Source organism: Nonomuraea sp. NPDC004354 (genome assembly GCF_053602555.1).
In genome coordinates this window covers 241,358-266,944 of sequence record NZ_JBSGDV010000007.1, presented here as the reverse complement: position 1 = coordinate 266,944, position 25,587 = coordinate 241,358, and the positions used below count along the sequence as shown (strand labels likewise).

Sequence of the window (25,587 nt, the reverse complement as noted above, 5' to 3'; positions counted from 1 at the left end):
CCCAGATCCGTCAGGGGGGACCGTGCCCGAGCCTAGCCCTCCAGCCTCGGCGAGAACGCGCCGAACGGCAGGTCCAGCTCCTGGTCGTGTTCGCGCAGGTCGCGCAGGCTCAGCTGGTCGAGCACGAGAAGGCAGCCCGCCTCGGCCGGCCACACGATGGTCCACAGCCAGTTGCCGAGCGCCTCGCCCGCGTAGACGGCCCTGTCGTCGGGCGCCGCGACGCACCACAGCGGCGTCGGGTGGCCGAGCACCTCGATCTTGGCGTTGGGCGGCCCCTCGCCGAAACCCCTGCCAGGGTCGGGGCCGTCGATGCCCGCGTAGGCCGCGCCCAGCCCGACGCCCGGCTCCTCCGCGATGACGACCAGGTCGGCGGGGCCGTGCGTGACCGACGGGCCGGTCAGCGCGACCAGGCTCGCCCGCGCACCCGTGCGCTCGTCGCCCGCCACGCCGAAGCCGGTCACCAGCCAGCCGGGCGGCAGCGGCCAGGGCAGCCACACCGGCACGACCGCGCCGAGCCGGATCGCGTCGCGGGCCGTATTGGCCGGCTGCAGCGTCTGGAAGGGCAGGACATCGCCATGCGCGCCACAGCGCCACGCGCTCGACCACGCACTCGGTGCGTGAAGCGGGCCGAAACACCGTGGGCAGGTTGGTGCCGCTCTCACAGCTACTCACGGTGCGTCCCCGGGCACCGATCCGTCAAGGGCGGAGCCCGTTATGCCGCCGTAATCTTGACCATGTGCGCGTAAATTGTGTGGGCGCGATCATCGTCGCGGATTCGGAGATACTCCTGGTCAGACGCGGGCACCCGCCCGGTGAAGGGCTGTGGTCGATCCCGGGCGGCCGGGTCGAGGCGGGCGAGAGCGACGAGGCGGCGCTGCGCAGGGAGGTCCTGGAGGAGACGGGGCTGCGGGTGGCGGTCGGCGTGCTGGCGGGCGTGGTCGAGCGGCCGGGGCCCGACGGGGTGGTCTACGTGATCCGCGACTACGTGGCCACGGTGGTCGCGGGGTCGCTCGCGCCGGGCGACGACGCGGCGGACGCGCGCTGGTGCTCGCGCGCGGAACTTGACACCCTGCCGCTGACCGACGGCCTGCTCGCCGCCCTGCAGGCGTGGCACGTCCTGCCCCCCGACCACCCCGCCTAGGAACGTCCTGCCCTCCTGGCCGCCCCGCCAAGGAACGTCGTGCCCTCCCGACCACCGTCCTGCCCTCCTGGCCGCCCCCGCCTAGGAACGTCCTGCCCTCCTGACGGCCCCGCCGACGTCCTGCCGCGGGCTGCCTGGCCGGGCGCTTGCGTCCTGCCCCTGGGTCCCCCCGTACGGCAAGCCGGGCCGGCCCCACCGCGGGCGCGTGGCGGGCGCCCGTCCATCACGCCACTCCAGCGCGACTTCGGCGGGCCGCCGTGACGTCGCCCGTCACCGGTCGGACGACAGCGTGGAGGTCCACAGGACGAGATGGTCGGAGTTGTACGTCGTGGAGCGGCCGAGCGCGACCACGTTGGAGCCGGAGACCGTGACGGCGCCGAGCCACTGCGTGCCTTCCCCGCCCAGCCGATCCCTGGTCAGGTCCTGGCGGTGCCATGTCAGCCCGTCCTCGGAGGTCCAGGCCGCGCTGTCGCCGCTGCCGGGAACGCCGTGCCAGCCCACCGCGACCAGCCCCTGGGGGGCGGCGGCCAGGTCGTGGACGGCGGCGGCCCGCTCGGCGGGCAGCCAGGCGTAGTCCCAGGTGGCGCCCTCGTCGTCGGACACGGCGGCGAACGCCTTGCGCGAGCCCGACACCTGGGCGGTCCCGATGGCGACGACCCGCTCGCCGTACCAGGCGACCTGGCGCAGGCCGGCGGAGGTGGCGTCGGGCGGCAGGAGCCGGCCGCGTGCCTTCCAGGCGAGCCCGTCGGCGGAGGTCCACACGACGCCGCTCTCGCGTTCCGCGCCGCCGGAGCCGCCGACCGCCACGTAGCCGCCCGGCCCTGCGGCGACGTCGTGGATGCGGACGCCCGCGCCGTCACGCGGCAGCTTGGCCACGCGGCTGAACTTCCGCAGGTCGGTCGAGTACCAGAGGGCGGCAGCCGCCGTACCCGAGGCCGATCGCTCCTCGCCGGCGATCACGTAGCCGCCCTCGCCCGCGGCCACCGACTGCGTGGCCAGGTACGGCTGGCCGTCACCCCGGGCGGGCCCTTCGATCTTCTTCCACGAGCGGCCGTCCGCCGACGCGACGAGCAACGGCTCGGTGGAGGAGGCGTCCGGCATGGTGGTGCCGACGGCGAGCCAGCCCTTGCGGCCGTGCGCGAGGTCGGACAGCTGCTGCCGGCGGGGCGCGGCGAGGGTGACGGACTTCCAGTCGACGGCGTTCGTGCTGGTCCAGATGCCCGCGTCGGCCGACGCGGAGCCGACGGCGACGAAGCGGCCGTCGGCCGCCGCGACCCTTGCGGTCTCGCGGGCCACCCTGGTCAGGCCCCTGATGTCGGCCAGCCGTACCGTGGCGGGCCGTTCGCCGTCCTTGACCGTCATCAGCACGAGCCGGTTGTCGACGTCGGCGGCGGCCTGGTCGCCGCCGACGACCAGCGTGCCCGAGTCGGCCAGGGCCAGCCCGCGCACGGTCGCGCCCGGCATGCTGCCGAGGTCGGTGCGCTTGGTCCAGGTGGCCGCGTCGGGGCTGGTGTGAACGGTGTAGCTGTCGAGACCCGACTGGCTGACGGCGGCCAGGCCGGCGCTGTGGGCGACGACCGCGTTGACGCCGGTGCTCTGGGCGCCGAGGCCGCCGATCGCGCCGCACCTGGTCCACTCCGCGCCGGTGGGCGAGCAGTACACGTGCACGTCGCCGCCGGGCTCGCGGTGCCTGGTCGGGATCAGCACGAAACGCTCGGGGAGCACGGCGAGCGTGCCCGGCCGCGGCGCGATGCCTGGCAGCTGGGTGGCGGTGCGCACCCAGGTCCGCCCGCCGTCCGTCGACCGCATGACGACCGACCCGCCGCCCTGGGCCGGCTGGGCGAGGACGACGACCTGATCCTCCCTGGCCACGACGGTCCTGAACTCGCGGACCTTGTCGGGCGTGCCGATGTCGCGGCTGTCGACCCGCGTCCACGCGCGGCCGTCCGGCGAGTGCCAGGCGACGGGGCCCGGCGTGCCGTCCTGCAGGACCGTACGGCCGACGGCGACGAACCCCGACGACGTCCTGGCGATGTCGTGGATGAGGTCGCCCTTCCTGAACGCCTCCAGGCCGCTCTGCTCGACGGCCGCCCACGTCGACCCGTCCGTGCTGGTCCACAGGCCGCGCTCGTCGCCCGTGCCGTCCTGGCCGAAGGCGAGCCACCGGCCGTTCGCGCCGACCACGCGCTGGACGGTGGTGGTCGTGGAGCCGGTGACGTCGGCGAGCTGCCAGGTGGCGCCGCTGTCGGGGGAGAAGAGGAACAGCGGGCGGGGGACGGGGCTGGTGGTGTCGCTGCCGACGGCGACGACCGTGCTGCCGACGGCGGCCAGATCGTTGAGCTTCTGGTTGGAGCCGTCACCCGCCGCGGGGACCACGAACAGCTCGTCACCCGAACGGCCGGCGCCCGCGGCCAGGCGGAGGCCCTGCTGCCCGCCGTTCCACCACTGCCAGGCGATGACGCCGGCGGCCACGGTCAGCGCGAGCGTGATCACCACCAGGTAGGGGCCGACGCGGCGCCGCCTGACCGGGCTCGACCTGCGCATCGCCGAGGGCGCGGGACCGCGGTGGTGCCTGCCGGCGGCGCCGCCCGGCGGGGTCGGGCCCGAGGCGACGAGCAGGTCGGGACGGGTGGGGCGACCGCCCGGCGGGCGACCGACCCTGCGCACGGGCGCGTCCTGCCCGAACTCGTCGCCGGGGCCGCCTTCGGGCTGGCCGGGTACCTGGTCGCGCACCCCTTCGGGGTGGGCGGGGACCTGGTCGCGCGTGCCGTCGGGGTGGGCGGAGGTCTCGCCGCGCGCCCTTTCGGGGTGGGCGGGGGCCTGGTCGTGCTCGTGCAGCTCGGGCTCGGGCTCGGGCTGGGCAGGGGTCTGGGCCTGGCGGTGTGTGCCTTCCGAGTGGGCGGAGGCCTCGCCGCGCGCCCTTTCCGGCTGGGCGGAGGTCTCGCCGGGGGCCTGGTCGTGCTCGTGGAGGAGGGGCGGGCCGTGGACGCCTTGCCCCTTGTCTTCGTGCGGCTCGGGGCGCGGCGGCATCCGGTACGGCTCGACGCGGGACGGGGGTGGTCCCGTCCTGATGCCCGGCGGGCGGGGATGCGGAGCGGTCGGCCTGTCGCGCTCGGACAGGCCGGGGTCGGGTGCGCCCGGCTCCTTCCCGCTCCCGGCCGGCGTGCCTGGCTGCTCACCACTCCCGGCCGACGCGCCCGGCTGCTCACCACTCCCGGCCGACGCGCCCGGCTGCTCACCACTCCCGGCCGACGCGCCCGGCTGCTCACCACTCCCGGCCGACGTGCCCGGCTTGTCTCCGCTCCCGGGCGGCGTGCTCGGGGAGACCAGGGGGCGCGGGCGGGGCGGCCCGGAGGCGACCAGCTTGTCGGGGTGCACGATCCTGCGGGGGCGGGACGGCTCACCCTCGGACGACGCGGATGTGGGAGGTGTGGCCTGCCGGGGGGCTCTCGGCTCCTGGGGTGCGGCCGGTGAGCTGTAAGGTCTGCGCCCCTTCGGCCACGCGGCGGCCTCCTCCTCCGCCTGGTGGTCGTCGGGGGTCGGCGAGGCGAACGGCGGCATCCCCCACGGCGAGGCGACGGGCACCCCACGGGCGCGGTCGTCGCTGGGCCCCGGAGGCGCGTGCCTGATCCTCGGCTCCTCCGGCGTACCGGATCCGCCTGAGGGGCGCGGCGGCTCGCCTTCCCTGTGCGCCGCGTCCTCGGGTGAGCGAGGCTCTGGAGCGCGCGGATCGTCTTCCGGCGGCTGCCGTGGCGAGCGCGGATCGCTGGGGCCCGAGGCCACGCGACGCACCTCCTAGTCAGGAAATATCCGGACCGTCCAGTTATGTACGCCTAAAACGGGAGACGTACGCCGGTACTTCTACCCCATCCCGCCGAAATGATCACCTGCGCGCACCTCCACAGGATCCACACCAGCACGCCCGCGCCGCGCTGACGAGACCTCTCTAGCGAGATTCGTGGAACCCCCGGCGTGGTTTAGGAAGAAACGGTGGCGATCGCCCGCTTTTTGGTCAGCCACAGCACGCCCAGGGCGAACACCGACAGCTGGACGACGGTCCCCGTCAGCGACTGCCACGGCACGGAGCCCTGCCTCATGGCGTCCTCGAGATCTCCGGCAGCCGAGCTGAGCGAGAACGCGAACACGTTGTTCACCACGTGCATGGCGACCGGCGCCTCGATCCCGCCGGTCTTCACCGCCAGCCAGCCCATGACGACCCCGAAGCTGAACACGTCGAGGATGCCCCAGTCGGTGTAGGCGTGCAGCGCGGTGAAACCGGCCGACCCCAGCACGATGCCGGGCCACGGCGAGGTGACGTAGGCGCCGAAGGCCTGCAGGAGCCAGCCCCTGAAGATGTATTCCTCCGCCGCCGCCTGGAACGGCACCAGCAACAGGATCACCACGAACCCCGGCACGAACGCCGCCCAGCCCTTCCAGCCGAACAGGTCCGAGGTGTTCTGGCCGGTGACGGCGTAGGCGACGTAGAGCGCCCCCTGCCCGAGCACCAGCGCCGCCACGGCGACGCCCGTGCACCGCGCCAGCCACCCCCACCGCAGGCGCCCCACGACCGACGACAGCGTGCCGGGCGGCCTGCGCTGGAACAGCGCCACGGCCGCGTAGACCAGCGGGAGCACCCCGGCGATCGACAGCAGCGTGACGGCCAGCGTGAACACGGGGTCACCGAACAGCTGCTCCCCCGCCATCGGCGCCGGGATGCCGGCGATCACCGCCACGACGGTTCCGGCCACCACCACCAGCACCGCCACCCCGAAGAAGCACGCCGCCACGAACAGCGTGCCGACCACCTGGCGCCACCAGGCGTTCAGCGGGTTCCTCGCCAGATGGTCGTACCTGGTGCCGGGCGGCGCCGGCACGAACCACGCCGGCTTGGGAGGCGGCGTGCCGTACATGGCCTGGGGGTATGGCCCAGGTTGGTACTGCGGGCCGTATGGCGGCTGCGCGCCGTAGGGAGCCGGAGGCTGGTTGTCGTGCATCCCTTCATTCTGTCCGGCGGATGCGCATTAGTTCACAGACAAGGCGCCAGGCGAGGCGGATTCTCGAAGAGAGACATCCGAATCTGGGGAGCACTCATGTCAAGGCTGGGGCCGTTCATCACCCTGGCGGCGGGCGCCGCGCTCGCCGTCGGCCTGGGGGTGGTCAGTAACGCGGGGGGGCCGGCGGACTCGACGCCCGCGCCGGTCGCCGTGGCGACCGCCGTCTCGACCGCGTCCGCCACCCCCTCACCCTCGAGATCCGTACGGCCGGCGGCCGTCAAGGCCGACTACGCGGGCCGGGTACGGGACAACGGCGGGCTCGTCGCCGTCTCCGTCAGGGACGGCAAGGCCATCGGATACTTCTGCGACGGCATCACCGAGGCCTGGTTCGCCGGCAAGGCCGTCAACGGCCGGGTCACGCTGAAGGGCTTCAACGACGCCAGCCTCACGGCCGTCGTCGGCGGCGGCAAGGCGAAGGGCGAGCTGCGCTTCGGCGACAGGACGTTGAGCTTCTCCGCGTCCACGGTCAAGAAGCCCTCGGGGCTCTACCGGGCGACCGCCCTGGTGCGCGGCGCGCGCTACCGGGCCGGGTGGATCGTCCTGGCGCTCCCGGACGGCAAGGGCTTCACCCAGGTCGGAGCCATGGTCAGGGACGACCAGCCGGTGCCCGTGCCCACGTTGACACCGGGTCTGCCGGTCGCCATCGACGGCGCTGCCGTCACCCCGAAGGACGTCGACGGATTCATCGAGGAGATGCCATGACCTTCGCCACGGACAAGCGCACCGCCGTGGGCCTGCTGGTGCCGCTGCTGACCGGGGCGCTGGTCGCGGTCGCGCTCGGCGTCTACGGGCGCCTGCACACCCCCACCGGCTACGCGGTCGGGCCCGCCGGGTTCTCGGGGGCCCTGGCGATGAAGTCCTGGCTGACGACGGGCGTCTTCCTGCTGGCGATCGTCCAGGTGGTCTCGGCGCTGTCGATGTGGGGCAAGCTCGGCGTCAGCATCCCCGCCTGGGTGCACCGGTGGTCGGGACGGCTGGCGTTCGTGCTCAGCGTGCCGGTCGCCTTCCACTGCCTGTACGCGCTCGGCCTGCAGTTCGACGCGCCCCGCGTGCTGGTCCACTCGCTCCTCGGCTGCTTCTTCTACGGGGTGTTCGTGGCGAAGATGCTGGCGCTGCCGCGCAGGGGACTGCCGGGGTGGAGTCTGCCGGTGCTCGGCGGGACGGCGTTCGCGGCTCTGGTCGGGCTGTGGCTCACCTCGTCGTTCTGGTTCTTCACCGCGGTAGGCGTGACCTTCTGAACCGTTCAGGACCCGGGCGTGAAGGTGGTGGTGCGCCGGAGGCCCGCGGCCCTGCCCTTGGCGGCCACCACCAGCGCCATCTTGCGCGACGCCTCGTCGATCATCTCGTCGCCGAGCATCACCGCGCCCCGCCGCTCCACGGTCGTGTAGTACTCGTACGCCTCCAGGATCAGCTCGGCGTGGTCGTAGTCCTCCTGGGCCGGTGAGAACACCTCGTTGGCGGCCTCCACCTGCGACGGGTGCAGCACCCACTTGCCGTCGAACCCCAGCGCCGCCGCCCTGCGCGCCACCCGCCGGTATCCCTCGACATCCCTGATCTGCAGGTACGGCCCGTCGATCACCTGGAGGTCGTGCGTCCGGGCGGCCATCAGCAGCCGCATCAGGATGTAGTGGTAGGCGTCGCCCTCGGTGTAGCCGGGCGGCTGCTCCCCCACGACCAGCGTCCGCATGTTGATCGAGGCCATGAAGTCGGCGGGCCCGAACACCAGCGTCTCCAGCCGCGGCGACGACCCGGCGATGGCGTCGGCGTTCACCAGGCCGCGCGCGTTCTCGATCTGCGCCTCGATGCCTATCCGGCCCACCTCGAAGCCCATCGTGCGCTCGATCTGGGTGAGGAGGGTGTCGAGCCACAGCACCTGGGTCGGGTCCTGCACCTTCGGCAGCATCACGCAGTCGAGGAACTCCCCCGCGCCCTCCACGACCTCGATCACGTCGCGGTAGGTCCACTGGGTGGTGAGGTCGTTCACCCTGACGACGCGCACCTTGCCGCCCCAGTCGCCCTCGCGCAGGGCCGCCACGACGTTCTTGCGCGCCTCCTCCTTGGCCAGGGGGGCGACCGAGTCCTCGAGATCCAGGAAGACCTCGTCGGCGGGGAGGGTCTGGGCCTTCTCGAGGAAGCGCGGGTTGGATCCCGGAACCGCGAGGCAGGAACGGCGTGAGCGCATGCCCAAACGCTAGCGTCGCGCCACGCGGGAGGGGAGCCTGGGTCGTTCTATCGCGCCCATGCATGGCGCGTGGGTGCGACCGGGTCAGCGGTGGCGGGCGGCGTATGAGCGGAGCGCCCGGAGGAAACGGAGCGTGGGTGCGACCGGGTCAGCGGTGGCGGGCGGCGTATGAGCGGAGCGCCCGGAGGAAGTCGACATGGCGGAACCCGGGCCAGTACGCCTCGCAGAAGTGGAGCCGTGCCGAGGCCGCCTGCCAGATCAGGAACCCCGACAGCCGCTGCTCCCCGCTCGTCCTGACGATGAGGTCGGGGTCGGGGCGGCCCGCAGTGTAGAGGTGGGCGGCGATGTCGTCGGCGGTGATCGTGCGGGCGAGCTCGGCGATGGGCACGCCCGCGGCGGCCCGGTCGGTCAGCAGGGACCGCAGCGCGTCGACCACCTCCTGGCGTCCGTCGTAGCCGATGGCGACGGTCAGGTCGAAGCCCGCCCTGTCACGGGTGTGGTCCATGGCGAGCTTGAGCGCGTGGGCGGTGGAGTCGGGCAGCTCGTCGAGCCGTCCCGCCACGTGGAGCCGCCAGCGCGTGGCCGAGTGGATCAGCCGCCCGGCGATGATCTCCTCGATCAGCCGCATGTAGAAGGCGACCTGGCGGGACTCGCGCTTGCGGACGTTGTCCGCGGAGGCGACGTAGATCGTGACATGCCTGATGCCGAGGTCGGCGCACCAGCCGAGCACGGTCTCGATGTGCTCGACGCCGTGGCGGTGCCCGTGGCTCGGGCTCTCGAGGCCCATCTCCTCGGCCCACCTTCTGTTGCCGTCCATCACCAGCGCGACATGGGCGGGGAGCGGACCCTTCAGCACCTGGGAGCGCAGATAGCGGGTATAGGCGGCGTGCAGCACGCCCAGCACCCTAGTCCCGTTGCACGGGCGACGTTGCGGACGCCCGCCACGTCCTGCTGGAGTGGCGTGGTGTGACGGGCGCCGGCCACGTGACCACGGTGGCGCCGGGGCGGCTTGCCGTACGGGCAGGAGCGCGGGCGGCCGGGGGACGAGCGGGCGGGCCGGGGACGAGCTGCGCCGACCGGAGACAGGTACGGCCTGACCAGGAGGGGAGACGGGCATGGGAGCGATCGAGGAGGGCGCGAAGAAGTCCGGAGTGTTGTGGGTGCACCTGGATCGGCCACGCCTGGCATGGCATGTCTGGCACGATGGGGCGATCTATCTAGTTACTGGCAGCGGGGAACAAAATCTGCCCGGACTGGATCAAAAGGACAGCGTGCGAGTAACGCTGAGGAGCAAGGACAACGGGGCGGAGCTGGTGGTGTTCGACGCGCGAGTCGAGGTGGTGGATCAGACACAGGCGGCCGACGCCGTGGCCGCGCTGGCGAAGGAGCGGCTCAACGCGCCCGACGCGGCCGGGCTGGCCGACCGATGGGCGGATACCGCCACCGTTCTTCGACTTACCCCATAAGGTGCTATAAGTGCAGGAACTACAGCCCCTCCTGGCCCATGAGGCCGCTCGTGTGGGCGACTACGAGCTGCTCGGCCGGTTGGGCGAAGGCGGCCAGGGGGTCGTCTATCTGGGCAGGTCGTCCTCGGGCGAGCGCGTGGCCGTCAAGATGCTGCATGCCCGGTTCTCGGGCGACGTCACCGCCCGCGACCGTTTCCTGCGGGAGGTGGCCGCGGCCAGGAAGGTCGCGGAGTTCTCCACCGCGAGGGTGCTCGACGCCTCCACCGAGGGCGACCGGCCGTTCATCGTCAGCGAGTACGTGGAAGGCGTCTCCCTCGACCAGCTGGTCAGGGAGAACGGCCCGCGACCCGCGGGAGCCCTCGAACGGCTGGCGGTGGGCACGATGGCGGCCCTGGCCGCCATCCACCGGGCCGACGTCGTGCACCGCGACTTCAAGCCGAGCAACGTGCTGCTCGGTCTCGACGGCGCCAGGGTCATCGACTTCGGCATCGCCAAGGCGCTGGACGCGACGACGGCCAGCGCGAGCGGCCTGATCGGCACCCCCGCCTACATGTCGCCCGAGCAGATCTCGGGCGAGGCCGTCGGCCCCGCCTCGGACCTGTTCGCGTGGGCGGTGACGATGGTGTTCGCGGCGACGGGGCGCCTGGCGTTCGGCGGCGACACCGTGCCGGCGATCTTCCACCGGATCCTCACCAAGGAGCCCGAGCTGCCCGAGCTGGACGAGCCGCTCGGCTCGCTGGTCAGGGGCTGCCTGGCGAAGGATCCGTCGGCGCGCCCGACCGCTCAGGAGGCGCTGCTGCGCCTCGTGCGCCACCAGCCCGACGTACGGCCCGCACCGGCCGCGCAGGCGCCGTTCCCGCCGTCCGCCGGGCCGGCGACGCGTCCTGAGGGCGTGCTCCCGCGGACGTTGGTCGAGACCGCGACCGAGATGGAGCCGGCACACCCCGGCAGAGCCGCCGAGCGGAGCGCACCGGAACCCGCGAGCGGGACAGCACAGCCAAGCGGGGCAGCACACCCGAGCGGGACGGCAGGCCCGAGCGGGACGGCCAGGCTCGGCGAGCCCGTACTCCCGGCCGACGCCGCGCACCCGCACGAGGCCGCGCAGTATGAAGCCGCGCAGCACGAGCACGCACAGCATGCGGCCGGGCACCCGCATCAGGCCGCGCACCCGCACGAGGCCGCGCCCTCGGGTGGGTCCGCGCACCCGAATGAGGCGTCCTCGAACGAGGCCGCGTCCTCGGACCCGGCCGGGCGACCGCCGAGGAAGGCCGAGCCCCCGAGGCGTTCCACGCCGCCCGGGGAAGCGCCGCACTCCGAGGAGGCCCCGCCCCGTGGCGAGACCGCTCCACCCGGGCACGCGGCACCCGGCGGCTCAGCCGTACCCGGGCACGCGGCACCCGCCGTGGACGCGGCGTCCGGACCTGCCACCCCGCCCGGGCAGCCGCCCTCCCCCGGCCGGGCGGCTCCGGCGGACACCCCAGCGCGCCCCGGCCAGCCAGCCCCACCCAACGGTGAGGCCGGCTCAGGGCACGCGACCCCATCCGGCCCCGGACACGGAACGCCACCCCATGGCCCCGCGCCGGCAGCCGGGCACGGAACCCCGCCCGGCGGTCCCGGGCACGGAACCCCGTCTGGCGGCCCTGGGCACGGAACGCCGCCCGGCGGCTCGGCGTCACCTGGACGCGCGGGGCAGGGGGCCGAGGAGGGCTCGGCGCCGAGGAAGGCGGCGGGGACGGCCCGGCGGAAGAGAACCGGGAGCCGCAGGAACACCCCCGACGAAGCGACGGCTGCCCTCCAGGCGGTGGGCGACGCCGCCACCGACCCCGGCATCCCGCCTGCCCGCCGCGCCATGCCCGCGATGCCCGGCAAGCCGGGGAGGACGCGCCGCCGGGAGGACACCGCGCCGGTCGAGCCGGTCCCGACCGCTCTCCTGCCCGAGCTGAACGCCGCGCGTCCGACGCTCACCCGGAAGCGGCGGCGGCTGCGCCCCGCCCTCCTGATGGCCACCGGGGCCGTCCTCGCCGGGCTGTCCGCGGTGGTGATCATGCCGAACCTCATGTCGAGCTCGGGGAATGGCGGCGGCTCATCCGTGCGGCAGCAGTACGTCGACCCCGGCCCGATCACCGGCCAGGTCGAGGATCCGCCCGTCAAGCAGACCACCAAGGCCAAGGCGAGGGCGACCGTGACCCTTCCCGCGCTGGAGGGCTGGCACATCGACGACGCCGTCGCGGAGCTGGAGGACCTCGGCCTGGCGGTCAGGCTGAAGAGCGTGCCCGACGAGGAGGCGGCGATGGACATCGTGATCTCGACATCGCCCGCCTCGGGCCGCCGCCTGGCCAAGGGCAGCACCGTGACGATCGTCGTGTCGGCCGGCCCGGAAGGGGAGCAGGCCGTCGACCCGTCGCAGAGCCCCACCACCGACCCCGGCGATTCGGGCGAGCAGGAGCCTGAGCCGACGGAGGAGTCGACGCCCGAGCCGCAGAATCCGACGCCCACGACGGCTGAGGAGTCCCCCAGCCCCGAGCCCGAGCTGACCGAGCTCAAGGGCGGCTGAGCCCTGTCCCCGCCCGCGCTCCCGCGCGCGGGGACCCGCCCCCGGCCGTCCCGGGAGCTGACGGAGCGCGGCCGCCCCGGGAGCGACCGAGCGCCCGTGGGACGACCCGTCCACAGCCGCCGGCAGCGGCCGGGCGCCCGTGGGACGACCCGTCCACAGCCGCCGGGAGCGGCCGGGCACCCACGCCCGCCGTAAGTCCCGTCCACACCCCGGGAGCGGCCGGACGCCCCGTCCACAGCCCTCAGGAGCCGAGGGAGGCCCTGGCAGGGCCGGCCGAGCGTCAGGGGAGCTCAGACGTGGCTGAGCTCGCGCACCGGCTCGACGGCGGGCTGGGCGGTCGCGGTCTGCGCCAGCAGCGCGCCGCTGATCACGATGAGGCCGCCGACGATCTGGTAGCCGCCGAGCGACTCTCCCACCAGCGCCCACGCCACCACGGCGCCGCCGATCACCTCCAGCGAGGCGACGGTCGCGCCCACGGCGGCCGACAGCCGGCGCACCGCGTTGACGCCGAGGATGTAGGCGACGACGGTCGCCACGACGACCATCCACAGGTAGGCGCCGAGCACGGGCAGCGTGTGCCCGCCGAGGGTGGCCTCGGTCGTGAACACCTCCCACGGGATGTTCCAGGGCCGCGAGAACGGCAGCAGCACGACGGCCGCCCCGATCATGCCCCAGGCGATCAGCCCGAGCGGGTCGACGTCGTCCCCGAAGCTGTCGCTCATCAGGAAGTAGCCGGCGCAGCAGGCGCCCGCCGCGAGGCCGAGCAGCAGACCGACGGCGTCGATCCGCATGCCCTGCCACGCCTCGACCACGATGGCCAGCCCGGCGACCGCGACCACCGCGCCGACGAACGCGGCCCGCGGCAGCCGTACTTTGCGGACGAACCGCACCCACAGCACCACCATCACCGGCGCCATGAACTCCAGCAGCAACGCGATCCCCACCGGCAGCCTCGTGATGGCCACGAAGTACAGCGACTGCACGCCGGCCACCGCCATGACCGCGTAGGCGCCGAAGAACGGCAGCCTGGAACGCGGGATCCGCAGCGCCCGCGGTTTGACCACCGCGAGTACGGCCAGCAACAACAGCCCCGCGCCCGCCATGCGGGCCCACACGGCCTCCAGCGGCGCCAGTCCCGCGGCGCCCAGGAACTTGGCCATCGGCCCTGAGAAGGCAAAACACCATGAGGAGACGAACGCGATCGCCAGTCCTGCATGCTTCATCTGTCACCACCAATAGTAGGTTTTGATACTTACATGCCGGTCGCGGCGGAGGCAATGCCTCGGGCCCGGATACCCTGAGTGACGTGAGGATCTTCGTTGCCCGGCTGTCGGGCACCGCGGTCTTCGATCCGGCCGGCGACCAGATCGGCCGCATCAGGGACGTCGTCGCGGGGGTGCGCCCCGGGCAGCCGCCACGCGTCCACGGCATGGTGGTGGAGATCCAGCCCCGCCGCCGGGTGTTCCTGCCCATCACCCGGGTCCGCGGCATCGAGGCCGGCGCGGTGATCTTCACGGGCCGGCTGAACATGCGCAGGTTCGAGCAGCGCCCCACCGAGACCCTCGTCCTCGGCGAGATGCTCGACCTGCGGGTCGAGGTGGACGGCGAGCCGATGACCGTCCACGACCTCGCCATGGAGGAGGTACGGCCGGCCATCTGGGAGATCACCAAGGTGGCGGTCGTCGGGCGGAAGCGGCGCGACGCCAGGGTCGTCGACTGGCGAGACGTGTCCGGCTTCGACACCCTCCAGCACGACCAGGGCGCGGCGCGCCTCATCGCCGCCTTCGAGTCCATGCGGGCCGCCGACCTCGCCAACGCCCTGCACTCACTGCCCGGCAAGCGGCGCATCGAGGTCGCCGCCGCGCTCGACGACGAGCGTCTCGCCGACGTCCTGGAGGAGCTGCCGCTGCGCGACCAGATGGGCATCCTGGGCACCCTCGCGCCCGAACGGGCCGCCGACGTCCTGGAGGAGATGGACCCTGACGACGCCGCCGACCTGCTGCAGGACCTGCCGGAGGGGCAGTCCGCGCGGCTGCTGGCACTGATGGAACCGCAAGACGCGGCGCCGGTGCGCAGGCTGCTGTCCTACGGCGAGAACACGGCGGGCGGCATGATGACCACCGATCCGGTGATCCTGCCGCCCAGCGCCACCATCGCCGAGGCGCTGGCGCAGATCAGGCAGAAGGACCTGTCCCCCGCGGTGGCCGCGCAGGTCTTCGTCACGCGCGCGCCGAACGAGACGCCCACCGGCACCTACCTGGGTGTCACCCACTTCCAGCGGCTGCTGCGCGACCCGCCGTCCACGCTGCTCGGCGCGGTCATCGACGCCTCGCTCGACCCGATCAGGCCCGACCTGCCGCTGCCCGAGGTCACCTCCTACCTGGCCACCTACAACCTCGTGGCGGCGCCGGTCGTCGACGAGCTCGGCCAGCTCGTGGGCGCGGTCACCGTCGACGACGTTCTTGACCACCTGCTGCCAGAGGACTGGCGCTACACCGAGGACTGGCGCGATGGCGATTGACCGGCTCGACCAACCGCGGGAGTTCAGACGCCGCTTCCGCCCCCACTACGATCCCGAGGCGTTCGGCAGGCTGTCGGAGGAGATCGCCCGCTTCATCGGCACCGCCCGGTTCCTCGTCTACATGACGGTCTTCGTGGTGCTGTGGGTGGGCTGGAACGTCCTGGCCCCTGACGAGCTGGTGTTCGACTCCTACCCGTTCATCTTCCTGACGCTGATGCTCTCGCTCCAGGCCTCCTACGCGGCGCCGCTGATCCTGCTGGCGCAGAACCGCCAGGACGACCGCGACCGCGTGCAGTACGAGCAGGACCGGATGGCCGACGAGCGCACCCAGGCCGACCTGGAGTACCTGACCCGCGAGATCGCGGGACTGCGCATGGCCATGGGCGAGGTCGTCACCCGCGACTTCCTCCGCTCGGAGCTGCAGCGCCTCAGCGAGGAGCGACCAGGATCTTCGTGAGCATGGCCGTGCACTGGGCGAGCTCCTCGGGCTCCAGCACGTCGAGGAACTCGGCGCGGATGCCGCCCAGGTAGGTGGGCGTGGCCTCGGCCAGCCGTACGGCACCGGCCTCGGTCAGCACCGCGAACAGGCCGCGCGCGTCGTCGGCGCACGCCTCGCGCTGGACCAGCCCCTCGCGCTGCAGCCGGTCGATGAGGCGGGTCAGGCCGCTGCGCGACAGCAGGACCCGGTCGGCCAGGTCGTTCATCCGCAGCCGCCGTCCCGCCGCCTCGGAGAGCTGGAGCAGCACGTCGTAGGAGGCCAGCGGCAGGTCGTGGGCGGCGAGCAGCTCGGTCTCCAGGCGGCGGGTGATGCGCACCTGGGCCCGCTGCATCATGCGCCAGACGGCCGACTCCTGCGGCGAGATCCCCACCATGGCGGCATCCTACTGAGAAGAGCGGCGACGATCGGGGACCCAGATCGGCCCCTTCGTTCGGCATACCCTGTCTGGGTTCATACCATGGACTCATGGCACCTTCCCCGGAACAGGTGACAGCCGCGCTCGCCACGGTCAACGACCCCGAGATCCGCCGGCCGATCACCGACCTCGACATGGTCAAGAGCATCGACATCTCCCCCACGGGCGAGGTCGTCGTGGGCATCTACCTGACGGTGGCGGGGTGTCCGTTGAAAGACACGATCACCCGCGACGTCACCGCCGCCGTCTCCCGGCTCGACGGCGTCTCCGCCGTGCGCGTCGACCTCGACGTGATGAGCCAGCAGCAGCGCAAGGACCTGCAGACCAAGCTGCGCGGCAACCGGGCTCCCGAGAAGGAGATCCCGTTCAACCAGCCGGGCTCGCTGACCCGCGTGTTCGCGGTGGCCAGCGGCAAGGGCGGCGTCGGCAAGTCGTCGGTGACCGTCAACCTGGCGGCCGCGATGACCGCCCAGGGCCTCAAGGTGGGCATCGTCGACGCCGACATCTACGGCCACAGCATCCCGCGCATGCTCGGCGCGTCGGAGCGGCCCACCAAGGTCGAGGACATGATCATGCCGCCGGTGGCGCATGACATCAAGGTCATCTCGGTCGGGATGTTCAAGCCCGAGGGCAACTCGCCGGTGGTCTGGCGCGGGCCGATGCTCGACCGCGCGCTGCACCAGTTCCTGGCCGACGTCTACTGGGGCGACCTCGACGTCCTGCTGCTCGACCTGCCGCCGGGCACCGGCGACATCGCGATCTCGGTCGCGCAGCGCCTGCCCGGCGCGGAGATCCTGGTCGTCACGACGCCGCAGATGGCCGCGGCCGAGGTGGCCGAGCGCGCCGGCAGCATCGCCGCGCAGACGCACCAGCAGATCGCCGGCGTCATCGAGAACATGGCGTGGCTGCCCTGCCCCCACTGCGACGAGAAGATCAACGTCTTCGGTGAGGGCGGCGGACAGATCGTCGCCGACGCGCTGACGCGCACGCTGGGCGCGAGGGTGCCGCTGCTCGGTCAGGTGCCGCTCGACACGCGGCTGCGCGAGGGCGGCGACGAGGGCAAGCCGCTGGTGCTGACCGACCCCGACGCTCCCGCGGCGGCCGAGCTGCGCCGCATCGCCGCGCAGCTGTCGAAGCGCTCCTCCAGCATCAAGGGCCTGCAGCTGGGCCTGTCACCCTCGGGTCGCTGACCGCCGCCCGTACGGCACGCCCACGACAGCCCACCGTGGTCACCGCTCGCCGCCCGTCCTTCACGGCACTCGGGCGGCGAGGGTGACCACCGAGACGTGACGGCCGCCTCAGGTGGCCCCGAAGTCTCAAGGTGGCCCCGAAGCGGCCCCGGAGCCCGAGGCGGCCCCGCAGTCTCAGGTGGCCCGGAGCCTCAGGTGGCCTCGGAGTCGTAGGGGGGCAGCTCGCCGTACCCGAGCTCGGAGACGGGCTCGACGGTGACGGACACGGGCTCGATCGCGGCGGGCCGGTCCTTCCACGCGTCCTCGACGTCGTCCAGCAGATGCTTGCGGACGAAGTTCTTCGGGTTGAGGTCGGCGGGGTCGAAGTCCGCGAACTCCGGGCCGAGGCCGGATCTCAGGTCGTCGCGCGCGCTGGTGGCCATGCGCCGCAGGTTGCGCAGCGTCTTGCCGGCCTGCGCGGCCGCCTGCGGCAGCTTGTCAGGACCGAAGACCAGGAGCGCGATCACGACGAGCGCTCCGACCTCCATCCAACCGAGTCCGAACACCGCAAGCTCCTACACTGTGCAACCGGGGCCAGGGGACGATCCGGGCCAGTTCCAGACTAAGGGCTCGCCCGGGCGATGGAGCACCCGAGCCCGGGCGAGGTCACCGTCAGGAGGGTCGCGGCGTGGGCTCCGGCTCGGCGGTGACGACGAGGGTGGCCATCCGCTCCTCGCCGCCGCGCTTGTACTTGATGGAGATCTTCGAGTTCGGGGCCTTGCCGCGGATCAGCGAGATGAGCTCGGTGCTGTCCTGGATGCGCAGGCCGTCGATCTCGAGGATGACGTCGCCGGCCTTCAGGCCCGCCTTGCCCGCGGGACCGTCGGCCTCGACCGGCTGGCGGCCCTGGGTGGGCTGGGAGGCGATGCGCACGCCCTCGCCGCGGTAGCCCGAGTCGACCACGATGCCGATCTTGACCCGCTTGGCCGAGCCGGTGGTGATGATCTCCTGGGCGACGCGCCTGGCCTGGTTGATCGGGATCGCGAAGCCGAGGCCGATGCTGCCGCTCTGGCTGGAGACCGCCCGGCTGAGCGTGGCGATCGCGGAGTTGACGCCGACGACCTCACCCTTGGCGTTCACCAGCGGCCCGCCCGAGTTGCCGGGGTTGATGGCGGCGTCGGTCTGGATGGCGCTGATGTAGGCGGGGTCGGGGTCGTTGTCCTCGCCGGCCACGACGGGCCGGTTGAGCGAGCTCACGATGCCGGTGGTGACGGTGCCGGTGAGGCCGAGCGGCGAGCCGATGGCGATGACGGGGTCGCCGACGACGACCTGGTCGGAGTTGCCGAGCGTGATCTCCGGCGTGCCGAAGGTCTCCTCGGGCTTGACCACGGCCAGGTCGGAGCCGGGGTCACGGCCGACGATGCGCCCGCTGGTGCTCTTGCGGTTGTTGAATACGATCTTGATGGCGCCGCCCTGGGCGGCCACCGCGACGACGTGGTTGTTGGTGACCACGTAACCGCCCTTGATCAGGAAGCCGGAGCCGGTTCCCGCGTCGCTGTTGCCCTCGACCTCGAGGGAGACCACGCTGGGCAGCACCCGCGAGGCCACCCCCGCGATCGAGTCGGCCGCCCTGCTGGTGTCGCCGGACGGCGCGGGCCCGAGCGAGTAGGACGGGTCGGTGCCCGAGCTGCCCTGCCTGGTGAGCAGGTAGGTGCCGACGCTGCCCATGATCGAGGCGAGCAGCGCGATCACCACGGCCAGCGCGACCAGCACTCCGATGCCCGGCCCCCGGCGCGCGGCGGCGGCCCCGCCGTCGGCGGGCGTGGGCGGCGGCCCCCATCCGTGACCCATGCCGACCGCCTGCGTGGGCGGGGGCGGCAGCGAGGGACCGTGATCGGGGGCGCCGAACACGGCCGTGTCGTTGGCGGCCGGTCGTCCCGACGGATCGCCCCAGCCCGTGCCGTACGGCTGGGCGGGCTGCTCGGCGTGCTCCCAGCCGAGCTGCTCCGTCCTCGCGCTGTCCCATCCCTCCTGGGCGGGCAGGAAGTCGGGCCGTCCCTGGGGCTCGGCGAGGTCCGACGGCGTGCGTCCGTCCATGGGGCGCGTCTCGTCGGTCATCTAGTCTCACCACTCCTTGTTCGGACACCGTCATCTTCCCGCTTACGGTGTACGAGAGTTGTTACGCGAGCGTCAAGCGAACGGGTTGACCCAGGAAAGCACACGGTGGGCGCCCCGGGCGAACCGCTGCCAGAAGCCAGGCTCCGCCTCGTGCGGCAGCCCCCGGACGGCGGCCTCGACCACGTCCGCGGGAGCGTCGGCGACGACGGTGTAGACATGGCCTCCACTCGCCCAGATCATCTCCCGTCCTGCAGCGTCCCGGATCCAGATCGTATTCCCGTCGCGAGACCGGCTACGCCAGCCCGCCAGCCGCTCCTCGTCCAGGGTGCCCCGCTGCACGAACACCGAGACAACGGACACCCCATCCGAGTATCCCAGCTTCAGGTAGCCGTCGTTCTCGGCGGCATGGGCGAGCTCGAAACCGCCGGGCAGAACGCTGGGCAGGCTCCAGCCCCGCGCCCTCAGGGCGGTGAGAGTCCCGGAGCCGAGCGCCGTCCGGGCGAGCGGGGCGGACTGCGCCATGGGAAGCGGCGCGGGGATCGTCACGTCGACGAACGCCTCGGCCATCGCCACCCTGCCGCGGCCGTCCAGCACCTCGCGCCGCAGCGGGACACCGCTGGCCGCGTCGACCCAGAACCGCGCGGCCGGGCGCCCGTCGTGCCGGAGCGCCTGGATCACGCGGGCCGTCCTGCCGCACGCGCTCCCGGCCGGCGCCTCGACCACCCGGTAGTTGGCGGCGAGCGCGCGCAGCATCCCGTCGGAGGGGGCCAGCAGGCCGCCCGCGGGTGTCCCCGGGTCGGCGGCGCGCCGGTCGACCGTCATCCCTGTCCCGGGGCTGTTGCGTACGGCGAGCACCGCGCCGGACGTGCTGACCAGCGTCCCCTCGTACGGCTGGCCCCTCGCGGCCATCGCCGACCGTCTGAGCAGCGACAGACCCGTGTCCTCGTTCTCGGACCCGTCGGGCACGGCGTGGACCGCGCCCGGCAGGCCGACTGCCATCGGCAGCGCCAGGGTGAGGACGGCGGGCAGCCGTCTCACGGGGTGGCGGAGGGCGGGTTGCCGTAGGGGGCCGTGGTCTTGTGGACCTGCTTGAACACCTCGACCGGAGGGGAGACGGACGGGCCCTGGTCCTGGCCCGCGACCACGAACAGGGTGCCGAGCGCGACCGCCGCGGAGACGACGCCTACGGCCACGTAGGCCGGACGCCTGCGGGACCGTCCGGGCCGCGACGAAGCGCCCGAGGCGCCGCGAGGCCGGTTGTCGGGCGGAGCGATGCTGCGCGGGCCGGGAAGCGGAACACCGCCGAAGGTGGGAAAGGGCCGCTCCCTGGGCGGCACCGGGTCGCCAGGCTCACCCATTCGCAGCAGAGACATCGTGAGGTCGGCCGGCATCGGAGGGCCTTCGAGCGACCGCAGGCGCGACTTCAGCGCCCGCATCGACTCGACCTCCCTCCTGCAGTCGGCGCAGAAGGCCAGGTGAGCAAGGGCGCGTTCACGCTCGGCGTGGCGCAGCTCGCCGTCCACCAGCGCGGATACGCGCTCTCCAAGGTGCGACATATCAGACTTCCTCCCCACGGGTCACGGTCGGGGGGAGTTCAGAACCACGGGGCGCCCTGTGCTCCAGAGCCTCCCGCAGCTGTGCCCGGCCACGGTGAATCCTGCTTCTGACCGTGCCAAGCTTCACGCCGAGCGTGGCCGCGATCTCCTCGTACGACAGGCCTTCGATGTCACACAGCACGACCGCCGCCCTGAACTCCGGGGCCAGGGAGTCGAGCGCCGCCTGGATGTCCGGCTCCATGTGGGCGTCGTCCCACGCCTGGGCGGGTGAGGGCTCGCGACCCTGCAGCCGCTCGGCCGCGTCGTCGCCCAGCCCCTCGAAGCGGATCCGCTGCCTCCTGCGCGCCATGTCGAGGAACAGGTTCGTGGTGATCCTGTGCAACCAGCCCTCGAAAGTGCCGGGTGTGTAGCTCGACAGCGACCTGAAGACCCGGACGAAGACCTCTTGGGTGAGGTCTTCCGCGTCGTGCACGTTGCCGGTCAACCTGTACGCAAGCCGATACACGCGCGCGGAGTGCGTCCGCACCACTTCCTCCCAGGTGGGAGGAGTCCACTCAGACACATCTGACACGTGAGGACCGGCCTGGTGGTCGCTTCCGTCCACCAGCACTCCTCTCTCTGGGACCACCGCTACCGTCATAGTGCCTGGTTTCGTCCCTTCGTGCGCACTGCCTGCCTTCAGGACCGGCAAAGCCCGTTTAAACCTGCAACGCGTTGGGCGCGACCAGAGTTCCCGTCCTGGCGTGTCTCCCCTAGGCTGCGATCGGTGACCAATTGCACGGAAGTGGGGAGGAGAGGCCGATGACCAGCCCGGTAGAGGCCACTCTGGCCTATGCGGAGCAGTTCCATCAGGAAGACGAGATTCTGCACGCGGCGCGGCAGCGCGGCCATGAGATGGGTGCGCCGCCCATCCTTCCCGGAGGCGGTGCCGCGCTGTGCTTCCTGGCCACCGTGCTCAACGCGCGCGCCGTGGTGGAGATCGGCACCGGGTGCGGGGTGTCGGGGCTGTGGCTGCTGCGCGGCATGCGCGCCGACGGCACCCTCACGAGCGTGGACGTCGAGCCCGAGCACCAGCGCCTGGCCCGGCAGAGTTTCGCCGACGCCGGATTCTCCGGCGGCCGGATCAGATTGATCGCCGGGCGCGCGCTCGACGTGCTGCCCAGGCTGTCGGACGGCGGCTATGACATGGTGTTCGCCGACGCGGCCAAGCAGGAGTACGCCGACTATCTGGCCGAGGCGGTGCGGTTGCTGCGGGTGGGCGGGATCGTGGCCTTCGACAACGCGCTGTGGCACAACAGGGTCGCCGACCCCTCCCAGCGCGACCCCGACACGGTCGCGGTACGCGAGCTGGGCAAGCTCGTGCAGGGCGACGACCGGCTGCGGTCGGTGATGATCCCGCTCGGCGACGGCCTGCTGGCCGCCGTCAAGGTCTCCGCCTGACCGGCCGGCCACCGCCGGTCCCGGACATCGATCCGGTGGACGTCACCGCCCACCGGATCGGCGCGCGGCGGCTCAGGAGCGGGTGAGCCAGTCGAGCAGGACGCGGACGCCGAAGCCCGTGGCGCCCTTCGTCAGCGTGCCCTCGTCGACCGTGCTGCGACCCACGCCCGCGATGTCCAGATGCGCCCACGGACGCTTGCCGGTGAACTCCCGCAGGAACAGCGCCGCGGTGATCGAGCCGGCGCCGTAGCGCCCGCCCACGTCGGCGTTCTGCATGTCCGCGATGGGCGAGTCGAGGGCCGGGCGGTAGTCCTCGATCAGCGGCATCCGCCACAACCGGTCGTCGCTCCTGGCGCCCGCCTCGACCAGCTCGTCGGCCAGCTCGTCGGCGGGGGAGTAGACGGCGCCGATGCTCCGCCCGAGGGCGACGCTGATCGCCCCGGTGAGGGTGGCGATGTCGACCATCGCGTCGGGGTCGAGCACGGCGTCGGCGTAGGCGAGCGCGTCGGCGAGCACCAGGCGCCCCTCGGCGTCGGTGTTGGTCACCTCGACGGTCGTGCCGCCGTAGTGCGTGATGACGTCGCCGGGCCGCTGGGCGCTGCCGGACGGCATGTTCTCGGCCGCGGCGATCAGGCCGGTGACCCGCACCCGCGAGCCCATGGCGGCCAGTGCGCCCATGACCGCGATGACGACCGCGCCGCCGGCCATGTCGGTCTTCTGGGTCTTCATGTTGTCGGTCGGCTTGAGCGACAGGCCGCCCGAGTCGAACGTGATGCCCTTGCCGACCAGCACGACGTGCCTCTCGGCGCCCTCGGGGGTGTAGGAGAGCTGGATCAGCCGGGGCGGGTGGACCGAGCCCTGGCCGACGGCCAGGATGCCGCCGAAACCGTCGGCGCGCAGCGCGTCCTCTTCCCAGACCTTGGCCTCCAGGCCGGTGGCGGCGGCCTGCTCGGCCAGCCAGGCGGGGTTCTTGGTCGAGGAGGGGGTGTTGGTCAGGTCGCGGGCCAGCGCGACGGCCTGCGCCACGGCCTCGCCGCGCCGTACGGCCGGCTCGTCGGCGCCGGCCAGGGTGAGGGCGGCGACGGGCGGGGCGCCCTGGCCGCCGATCTTGAAGGTGTAGGCCGCCAGCAGGGCGGCCTCTGCGAAGACGGCGGCGTCGCAGGCCGGGAGCACGACGGTCAGCTCCTGCTTGCCCCTGGCCCTGCGCGTCAGGCCGGCGGCCGCCTTGCGCAGGGCACGCGGCGAGCCGTCGCCGACGCCGTACAGAAGGACCCTTCCCACCGCGTCGCCGCGCGTGACCGGGACCTCGACGATCTCGCCCGCCTCACCCTTGGCCTCGTAGTGCGCCAGCAGCGCGGCCACCGGCACGGGCAGCTCGACCTTGGGGTTCAGCTCCGCGTCGTAGGGGAGGGCGAGCAGTGCGGCGTCGGCGGGCGCTTCGGGGAGCACGGACACCGTCGTCTGGATGGGCACGGGATAGTCTCCAAACGTGATCGGCCCCGGCGGAGGGTACGCCAGGGCCGTTCGATCAGGTGGTTGAGCCGGCGTCAGCCGACCACGTTCTTCAGCGCTTCGCCGAGCGCCTTCGCCTCGTCGGCCGAAATCTCCACGACGAGCCGGCCGCCACCTTCGAGCGGGACCCGCATGACAATGCCGCGCCCTTCCTTGGTGACCTCCAGCGGACCATCGCCGGTCCGCGGCTTCATCGCCGCCATGCGTGTATCCCTTCCTGCCATGGACTCCGCGGTTGCGATCAACGACCGCCCCGGTGGGTGGCCGACGCATTCACGTCTTCTGTGATGTCCTATTCTCCCGCATCGGAGTGCCAAATGGGTAACGATCTCCTCCCAGCATCCGTTGTCCAGGGTCGCGAAGCCGTCCAAACTGGTGCTCGTGAACGCACGCGCGGCGCTGTTCGATCTGTACGGGGACCACCTGCGTTCCCGTGGTGGGAAGGCGTCGGTCGCCGCCCTGGTCAGGCTGCTCGCGCCGCTGGAAATCGCGGCTCCTGCCGTCAGGACGGCGGTTTCGCGCATGGTGCGGCAGGGCTGGCTCGACCGGGTCAGGCTGCCGCAGGGGCCCGGCTACGAGGTCACCGCCAAGTGCGTCAGGCGCTTGGACGAGGCGGCGCTGAGAATTTACCGACCCGGAACGATCAGCTGGCAGGGGCACTGGCACCTGGTCGTGCTGGAGCCGGTCAGGGACCGGGCCAAGCGCGAACGCTTCCGCGCCGACCTGGCCTTCCTCGGCTACGCGCCGCTGTCGGAGACGACCTGGGTCGGCCCTCGCCGCTCCCCCGAGCTCGATCCGCTGCTGGCCAACGAGGGCGTCCGCGCCGACATGTTCGACGCCGTCCTCGACGGCGACCCGCGCGCGCTGGTCGCGAGCGCGTGGGACCTGACAGCCATCGGAAGGGCCTACGAGGAGTGGCTGTCCGAGGCGCAGGAGCTGATCGCGGGGCTGCCGGGCGGCGCGCCGAACTCCCGCGTCTTCGCCACCAGGAGCAGACTGGTGCACGGCTGGCGCAACTTCCTGTTCCGCGACCCCGGGCTGCCCGCCGAGCTGCTGCCGCCCGGCTGGCCGGGCGAGAAGGCGCGGGCGTACTTCGAACAGGAGGCCGCCAGGTTGCTGCCTGCGGCCGCCGCTTTCGTCGACAAGGAGCTGTTGTGATCCGTTACGAGGTCGCCGACGCCGTCGCCACCGTCACGCTCGACCGTCCCGACGCGATGAACTCGCTGACCGCCGAGCTCAAGGCCGCCCTGCTCGAAGCGCTGCGCGAGGCGGCCGCGTCCGGCGCCGTGCGGGCCGTACTGATCACCGGGGCGGGCAGGGCCTTCTGCGCCGGGCAGGACCTGCGCGAGCACGCGGACAACCTGGCGGCCGGCAGGGGCCTGGCCGACACCGTCCGCGAGCACTACAACCCGCTGGTCGAGGTGATCACCGGCATGGCCAAGCCGGTGGTCGCCGCGGTGAACGGCGTGGCCGCGGGCGCGGGCGCCTCCCTCGCCTACGCCTGCGACCTGCGCGTGGCATCGGAGCGGGCCAAGTTCGCGATGGCGTTCACCGGCATCGGGCTGGCTCCCGACTCGGGCGCCTCGTGGACGCTGCAGCGGCTGGTCGGCCAGGGGCGCGCGGCCGAGCTGCTGCTGCTCGGCGAGCCGCTGGACGCCGCCCGCGCGCTCGAGCTCGGCCTGGTCGCGCGCGTGGTGCCCGACGACGAGTTGCTGAAGACCGCCCACGAGCTCGCGGTACGGCTGGCCGCCGGCCCGACGAAGGCGTTCGCGGCCACCAAGCGCGCCCTGGCGTTCGCGGCCACGCACACGCTGGGCGAGTCGCTGGCGCTGGAGGCCGACCTGCAGGACCAGCTCGCCGCCACGGAGGACCACCAGGGCGCGACCCGCGCCTTCCTGGCCAAGCAGCGCCCGACCTTCACCGGCCGCTGACCGCCGGCACCGGCTGCTCGGCATCCTCC

At 72.8% G+C, this 25,587-nt stretch carries 25 protein-coding genes; 11 read left to right on the top strand and 14 right to left on the bottom strand.

All coding sequences use genetic code 11. The features are described 5' to 3' along the window. Nucleotides 1-32 precede the first annotated feature (32 nt). On the bottom strand, nt 33-662 hold the full coding sequence (locus tag ACWENQ_RS22255) for a DUF6758 family protein (RefSeq protein ID WP_354905880.1): 630 nt from the start codon (nt 660-662) through the stop codon (nt 33-35). A 74-nt stretch (nt 663-736) separates the two neighbouring features. Between ACWENQ_RS22255 and ACWENQ_RS22250 the strand changes: the two genes are divergently transcribed. After that, entirely contained in the window at nt 737-1,141 is a 405-nt protein-coding gene (locus tag ACWENQ_RS22250; protein ID WP_449917719.1) for an NUDIX hydrolase, read from the top strand. Nucleotides 1,142-1,411: 270 nt separating this feature from the next. Here the strand turns inward: ACWENQ_RS22250 and ACWENQ_RS22245 are convergent, their stop codons facing one another. Both ACWENQ_RS22245 and ACWENQ_RS22240 read right to left on the bottom strand, forming a co-directional pair. After that, the gene (locus ACWENQ_RS22245; protein WP_452415880.1) at nt 1,412-4,519 is read right to left on the bottom strand and encodes a hypothetical protein; all 3,108 of its coding nucleotides are present in this window, start codon (nt 4,517-4,519) and stop codon (nt 1,412-1,414) included. A gap of 599 nt (nt 4,520-5,118) precedes the next feature. Continuing rightward, nucleotides 5,119-6,135 (bottom strand): CPBP family glutamic-type intramembrane protease, encoded by a 1,017-nt coding sequence (locus tag ACWENQ_RS22240; RefSeq protein WP_449917723.1) that lies wholly within the window; start codon nt 6,133-6,135, stop codon nt 5,119-5,121. A gap of 96 nt (nt 6,136-6,231) precedes the next feature. Here ACWENQ_RS22240 and ACWENQ_RS22235 point away from each other — a divergent pair, with 96 nt between their 5' ends. Both ACWENQ_RS22235 and ACWENQ_RS22230 read left to right on the top strand, forming a co-directional pair. Further along, nucleotides 6,232-6,897 (top strand): hypothetical protein, encoded by a 666-nt coding sequence (locus tag ACWENQ_RS22235; RefSeq protein WP_452415878.1) that lies wholly within the window; start codon nt 6,232-6,234, stop codon nt 6,895-6,897. Then, complete coding sequence (locus ACWENQ_RS22230) at nt 6,894-7,433, top strand: DUF6529 family protein (RefSeq protein ID WP_449917728.1); 540 nt, start codon at nt 6,894-6,896, stop codon at nt 7,431-7,433. Before ACWENQ_RS22235 ends, ACWENQ_RS22230 begins: the two co-directional genes overlap by 4 nt. A 5-nt stretch (nt 7,434-7,438) precedes the next feature. Here the strand turns inward: ACWENQ_RS22230 and ACWENQ_RS22225 are convergent, their stop codons facing one another. Beyond that, nucleotides 7,439-8,377, bottom strand: a complete 939-nt coding sequence (locus tag ACWENQ_RS22225) for an HpcH/HpaI aldolase/citrate lyase family protein (protein WP_354905872.1) — start codon at nt 8,375-8,377, stop codon at nt 7,439-7,441. Nucleotides 8,378-8,525: 148 nt separating this feature from the next. Beyond that, nucleotides 8,526-9,272, bottom strand: a complete 747-nt coding sequence (gene uppS, locus ACWENQ_RS22220) for a polyprenyl diphosphate synthase (protein WP_452415876.1) — start codon at nt 9,270-9,272, stop codon at nt 8,526-8,528. Nucleotides 9,273-9,492: 220 nt separating this feature from the next. Between uppS and ACWENQ_RS22215 the strand changes: the two genes are divergently transcribed. Next, nucleotides 9,493-9,843 carry a hypothetical protein gene (locus ACWENQ_RS22215; protein ID WP_354905869.1) on the top strand — a complete coding sequence of 117 codons (351 nt, stop codon included), beginning with the start codon at nt 9,493-9,495 and terminating at the stop codon, nt 9,841-9,843. Between the two features lie 10 nt (nt 9,844-9,853). Then, nucleotides 9,854-12,397, top strand: a complete 2,544-nt coding sequence (locus tag ACWENQ_RS22210; RefSeq protein WP_452415874.1) for a protein kinase domain-containing protein — start codon at nt 9,854-9,856, stop codon at nt 12,395-12,397. 290 nt (nt 12,398-12,687) lie between these two features. On the opposite strand, the gene ACWENQ_RS22205 is transcribed toward ACWENQ_RS22210, so the two are convergent. Continuing rightward, complete coding sequence (locus ACWENQ_RS22205) at nt 12,688-13,620, bottom strand: EamA family transporter (RefSeq protein WP_449917737.1); 933 nt, start codon at nt 13,618-13,620, stop codon at nt 12,688-12,690. Between the two features lie 83 nt (nt 13,621-13,703). Between ACWENQ_RS22205 and ACWENQ_RS22200 the strand changes: the two genes are divergently transcribed. Both ACWENQ_RS22200 and ACWENQ_RS22195 read left to right on the top strand, forming a co-directional pair. Further along, the gene (locus ACWENQ_RS22200) at nt 13,704-14,918 is read left to right on the top strand and encodes a magnesium transporter MgtE N-terminal domain-containing protein (protein ID WP_354905865.1); all 1,215 of its coding nucleotides are present in this window, start codon (nt 13,704-13,706) and stop codon (nt 14,916-14,918) included. Next, nucleotides 14,908-15,375 (top strand): DUF1003 domain-containing protein, encoded by a 468-nt coding sequence (locus ACWENQ_RS22195; protein WP_354905863.1) that lies wholly within the window; start codon nt 14,908-14,910, stop codon nt 15,373-15,375. Before ACWENQ_RS22200 ends, ACWENQ_RS22195 begins: the two co-directional genes overlap by 11 nt. Here ACWENQ_RS22195 and ACWENQ_RS22190 read toward each other — a convergent pair. Beyond that, a complete protein-coding gene (locus ACWENQ_RS22190) occupies nt 15,347-15,790 on the bottom strand; it encodes a MarR family winged helix-turn-helix transcriptional regulator (RefSeq protein WP_354905861.1) in 444 nt (147 codons plus the stop codon). The genes ACWENQ_RS22195 and ACWENQ_RS22190 overlap by 29 nt on opposite strands. A 92-nt stretch (nt 15,791-15,882) precedes the next feature. Here ACWENQ_RS22190 and ACWENQ_RS22185 point away from each other — a divergent pair, with 92 nt between their 5' ends. Then, nucleotides 15,883-17,022: an Mrp/NBP35 family ATP-binding protein gene (locus ACWENQ_RS22185; protein WP_354905859.1), complete on the top strand. Its 1,140-nt coding sequence runs from the start codon at nt 15,883-15,885 to the stop codon at nt 17,020-17,022. Nucleotides 17,023-17,213: 191 nt separating this feature from the next. Here ACWENQ_RS22185 and ACWENQ_RS22180 read toward each other — a convergent pair whose 3' ends face one another. The 5 genes from ACWENQ_RS22180 to sigE all read right to left on the bottom strand — a co-directional run bounded on the left by ACWENQ_RS22180 (nt 17,214) and on the right by sigE (nt 21,315). Continuing rightward, nucleotides 17,214-17,567, bottom strand: a complete 354-nt coding sequence (locus tag ACWENQ_RS22180; protein WP_354905858.1) for a sec-independent translocase — start codon at nt 17,565-17,567, stop codon at nt 17,214-17,216. Nucleotides 17,568-17,673: 106 nt separating this feature from the next. Further along, complete coding sequence (locus ACWENQ_RS22175) at nt 17,674-19,119, bottom strand: S1C family serine protease (protein WP_354905857.1); 1,446 nt, start codon at nt 19,117-19,119, stop codon at nt 17,674-17,676. Between the two features lie 72 nt (nt 19,120-19,191). Next, the gene (locus ACWENQ_RS22170; protein ID WP_452415872.1) at nt 19,192-20,157 is read right to left on the bottom strand and encodes a sigma-E factor regulatory protein RseB domain-containing protein; all 966 of its coding nucleotides are present in this window, start codon (nt 20,155-20,157) and stop codon (nt 19,192-19,194) included. Further along, entirely contained in the window at nt 20,154-20,675 is a 522-nt protein-coding gene (locus tag ACWENQ_RS22165; protein ID WP_354905855.1) for an anti-sigma factor family protein, read from the bottom strand. Before ACWENQ_RS22165 ends, ACWENQ_RS22170 begins: the two co-directional genes overlap by 4 nt. 1 nt (nt 20,676) lies before the next feature. Next, nucleotides 20,677-21,315: an RNA polymerase sigma factor SigE gene (gene sigE, locus ACWENQ_RS22160; RefSeq protein WP_354905982.1), complete on the bottom strand. Its 639-nt coding sequence runs from the start codon at nt 21,313-21,315 to the stop codon at nt 20,677-20,679. A 161-nt stretch (nt 21,316-21,476) separates the two neighbouring features. Here sigE and ACWENQ_RS22155 point away from each other — a divergent pair, with 161 nt between their 5' ends. Further along, a complete protein-coding gene (locus ACWENQ_RS22155; protein ID WP_449917748.1) occupies nt 21,477-22,115 on the top strand; it encodes an O-methyltransferase in 639 nt (212 codons plus the stop codon). 72 nt (nt 22,116-22,187) lie between these two features. Here the strand turns inward: ACWENQ_RS22155 and ACWENQ_RS22150 are convergent, their stop codons facing one another. Continuing rightward, nucleotides 22,188-23,588 carry a leucyl aminopeptidase family protein gene (locus ACWENQ_RS22150; protein WP_452415870.1) on the bottom strand — a complete coding sequence of 467 codons (1,401 nt, stop codon included), beginning with the start codon at nt 23,586-23,588 and terminating at the stop codon, nt 22,188-22,190. Between the two features lie 74 nt (nt 23,589-23,662). Then, nucleotides 23,663-23,830 carry a DUF3117 domain-containing protein gene (locus tag ACWENQ_RS22145; RefSeq protein ID WP_020545024.1) on the bottom strand — a complete coding sequence of 56 codons (168 nt, stop codon included), beginning with the start codon at nt 23,828-23,830 and terminating at the stop codon, nt 23,663-23,665. Between the two features lie 178 nt (nt 23,831-24,008). Between ACWENQ_RS22145 and ACWENQ_RS22140 the strand changes: the two genes are divergently transcribed. Together ACWENQ_RS22140 and ACWENQ_RS22135 are read left to right on the top strand one after the other, a co-directional pair. Then, nucleotides 24,009-24,785 (top strand): PaaX family transcriptional regulator, encoded by a 777-nt coding sequence (locus ACWENQ_RS22140; protein ID WP_452415868.1) that lies wholly within the window; start codon nt 24,009-24,011, stop codon nt 24,783-24,785. Then, nucleotides 24,782-25,558, top strand: coding sequence for an enoyl-CoA hydratase-related protein (locus ACWENQ_RS22135; RefSeq protein WP_449917755.1), 777 nt, complete (start codon nt 24,782-24,784; stop codon nt 25,556-25,558). Before ACWENQ_RS22140 ends, ACWENQ_RS22135 begins: the two co-directional genes overlap by 4 nt. Nucleotides 25,559-25,587 lie beyond the last annotated feature (29 nt).

Coding starts and splice junctions, on each gene's coding strand:
- ACWENQ_RS22205 (WP_449917737.1), bottom strand. CDS start 13,620: ATGAAGCATGCAGGACTGGCGATCGCGTTCGTCTCCTCATGGTGTTTT.
- ACWENQ_RS22165 (WP_354905855.1), bottom strand. CDS start 20,675: ATGTCGCACCTTGGAGAGCGCGTATCCGCGCTGGTGGACGGCGAGCTG.
- ACWENQ_RS22240 (WP_449917723.1), bottom strand. CDS start 6,135: ATGCACGACAACCAGCCTCCGGCTCCCTACGGCGCGCAGCCGCCATAC.
- ACWENQ_RS22225 (WP_354905872.1), bottom strand. CDS start 8,377: ATGCGCTCACGCCGTTCCTGCCTCGCGGTTCCGGGATCCAACCCGCGC.
- ACWENQ_RS22175 (WP_354905857.1), bottom strand. CDS start 19,119: ATGACCGACGAGACGCGCCCCATGGACGGACGCACGCCGTCGGACCTC.
- sigE (WP_354905982.1), bottom strand. CDS start 21,315: ATGACGGTAGCGGTGGTCCCAGAGAGAGGAGTGCTGGTGGACGGAAGC.
- ACWENQ_RS22215 (WP_354905869.1), top strand. CDS start 9,493: ATGGGAGCGATCGAGGAGGGCGCGAAGAAGTCCGGAGTGTTGTGGGTG.
- ACWENQ_RS22195 (WP_354905863.1), top strand. CDS start 14,908: ATGGCGATTGACCGGCTCGACCAACCGCGGGAGTTCAGACGCCGCTTC.
- ACWENQ_RS22145 (WP_020545024.1), bottom strand. CDS start 23,830: ATGGCGGCGATGAAGCCGCGGACCGGCGATGGTCCGCTGGAGGTCACC.
- ACWENQ_RS22190 (WP_354905861.1), bottom strand. CDS start 15,790: ATGGTGGGGATCTCGCCGCAGGAGTCGGCCGTCTGGCGCATGATGCAG.
- ACWENQ_RS22235 (WP_452415878.1), top strand. CDS start 6,232: ATGTCAAGGCTGGGGCCGTTCATCACCCTGGCGGCGGGCGCCGCGCTC.
- ACWENQ_RS22230 (WP_449917728.1), top strand. CDS start 6,894: ATGACCTTCGCCACGGACAAGCGCACCGCCGTGGGCCTGCTGGTGCCG.
- ACWENQ_RS22155 (WP_449917748.1), top strand. CDS start 21,477: ATGACCAGCCCGGTAGAGGCCACTCTGGCCTATGCGGAGCAGTTCCAT.
- ACWENQ_RS22185 (WP_354905859.1), top strand. CDS start 15,883: ATGGCACCTTCCCCGGAACAGGTGACAGCCGCGCTCGCCACGGTCAAC.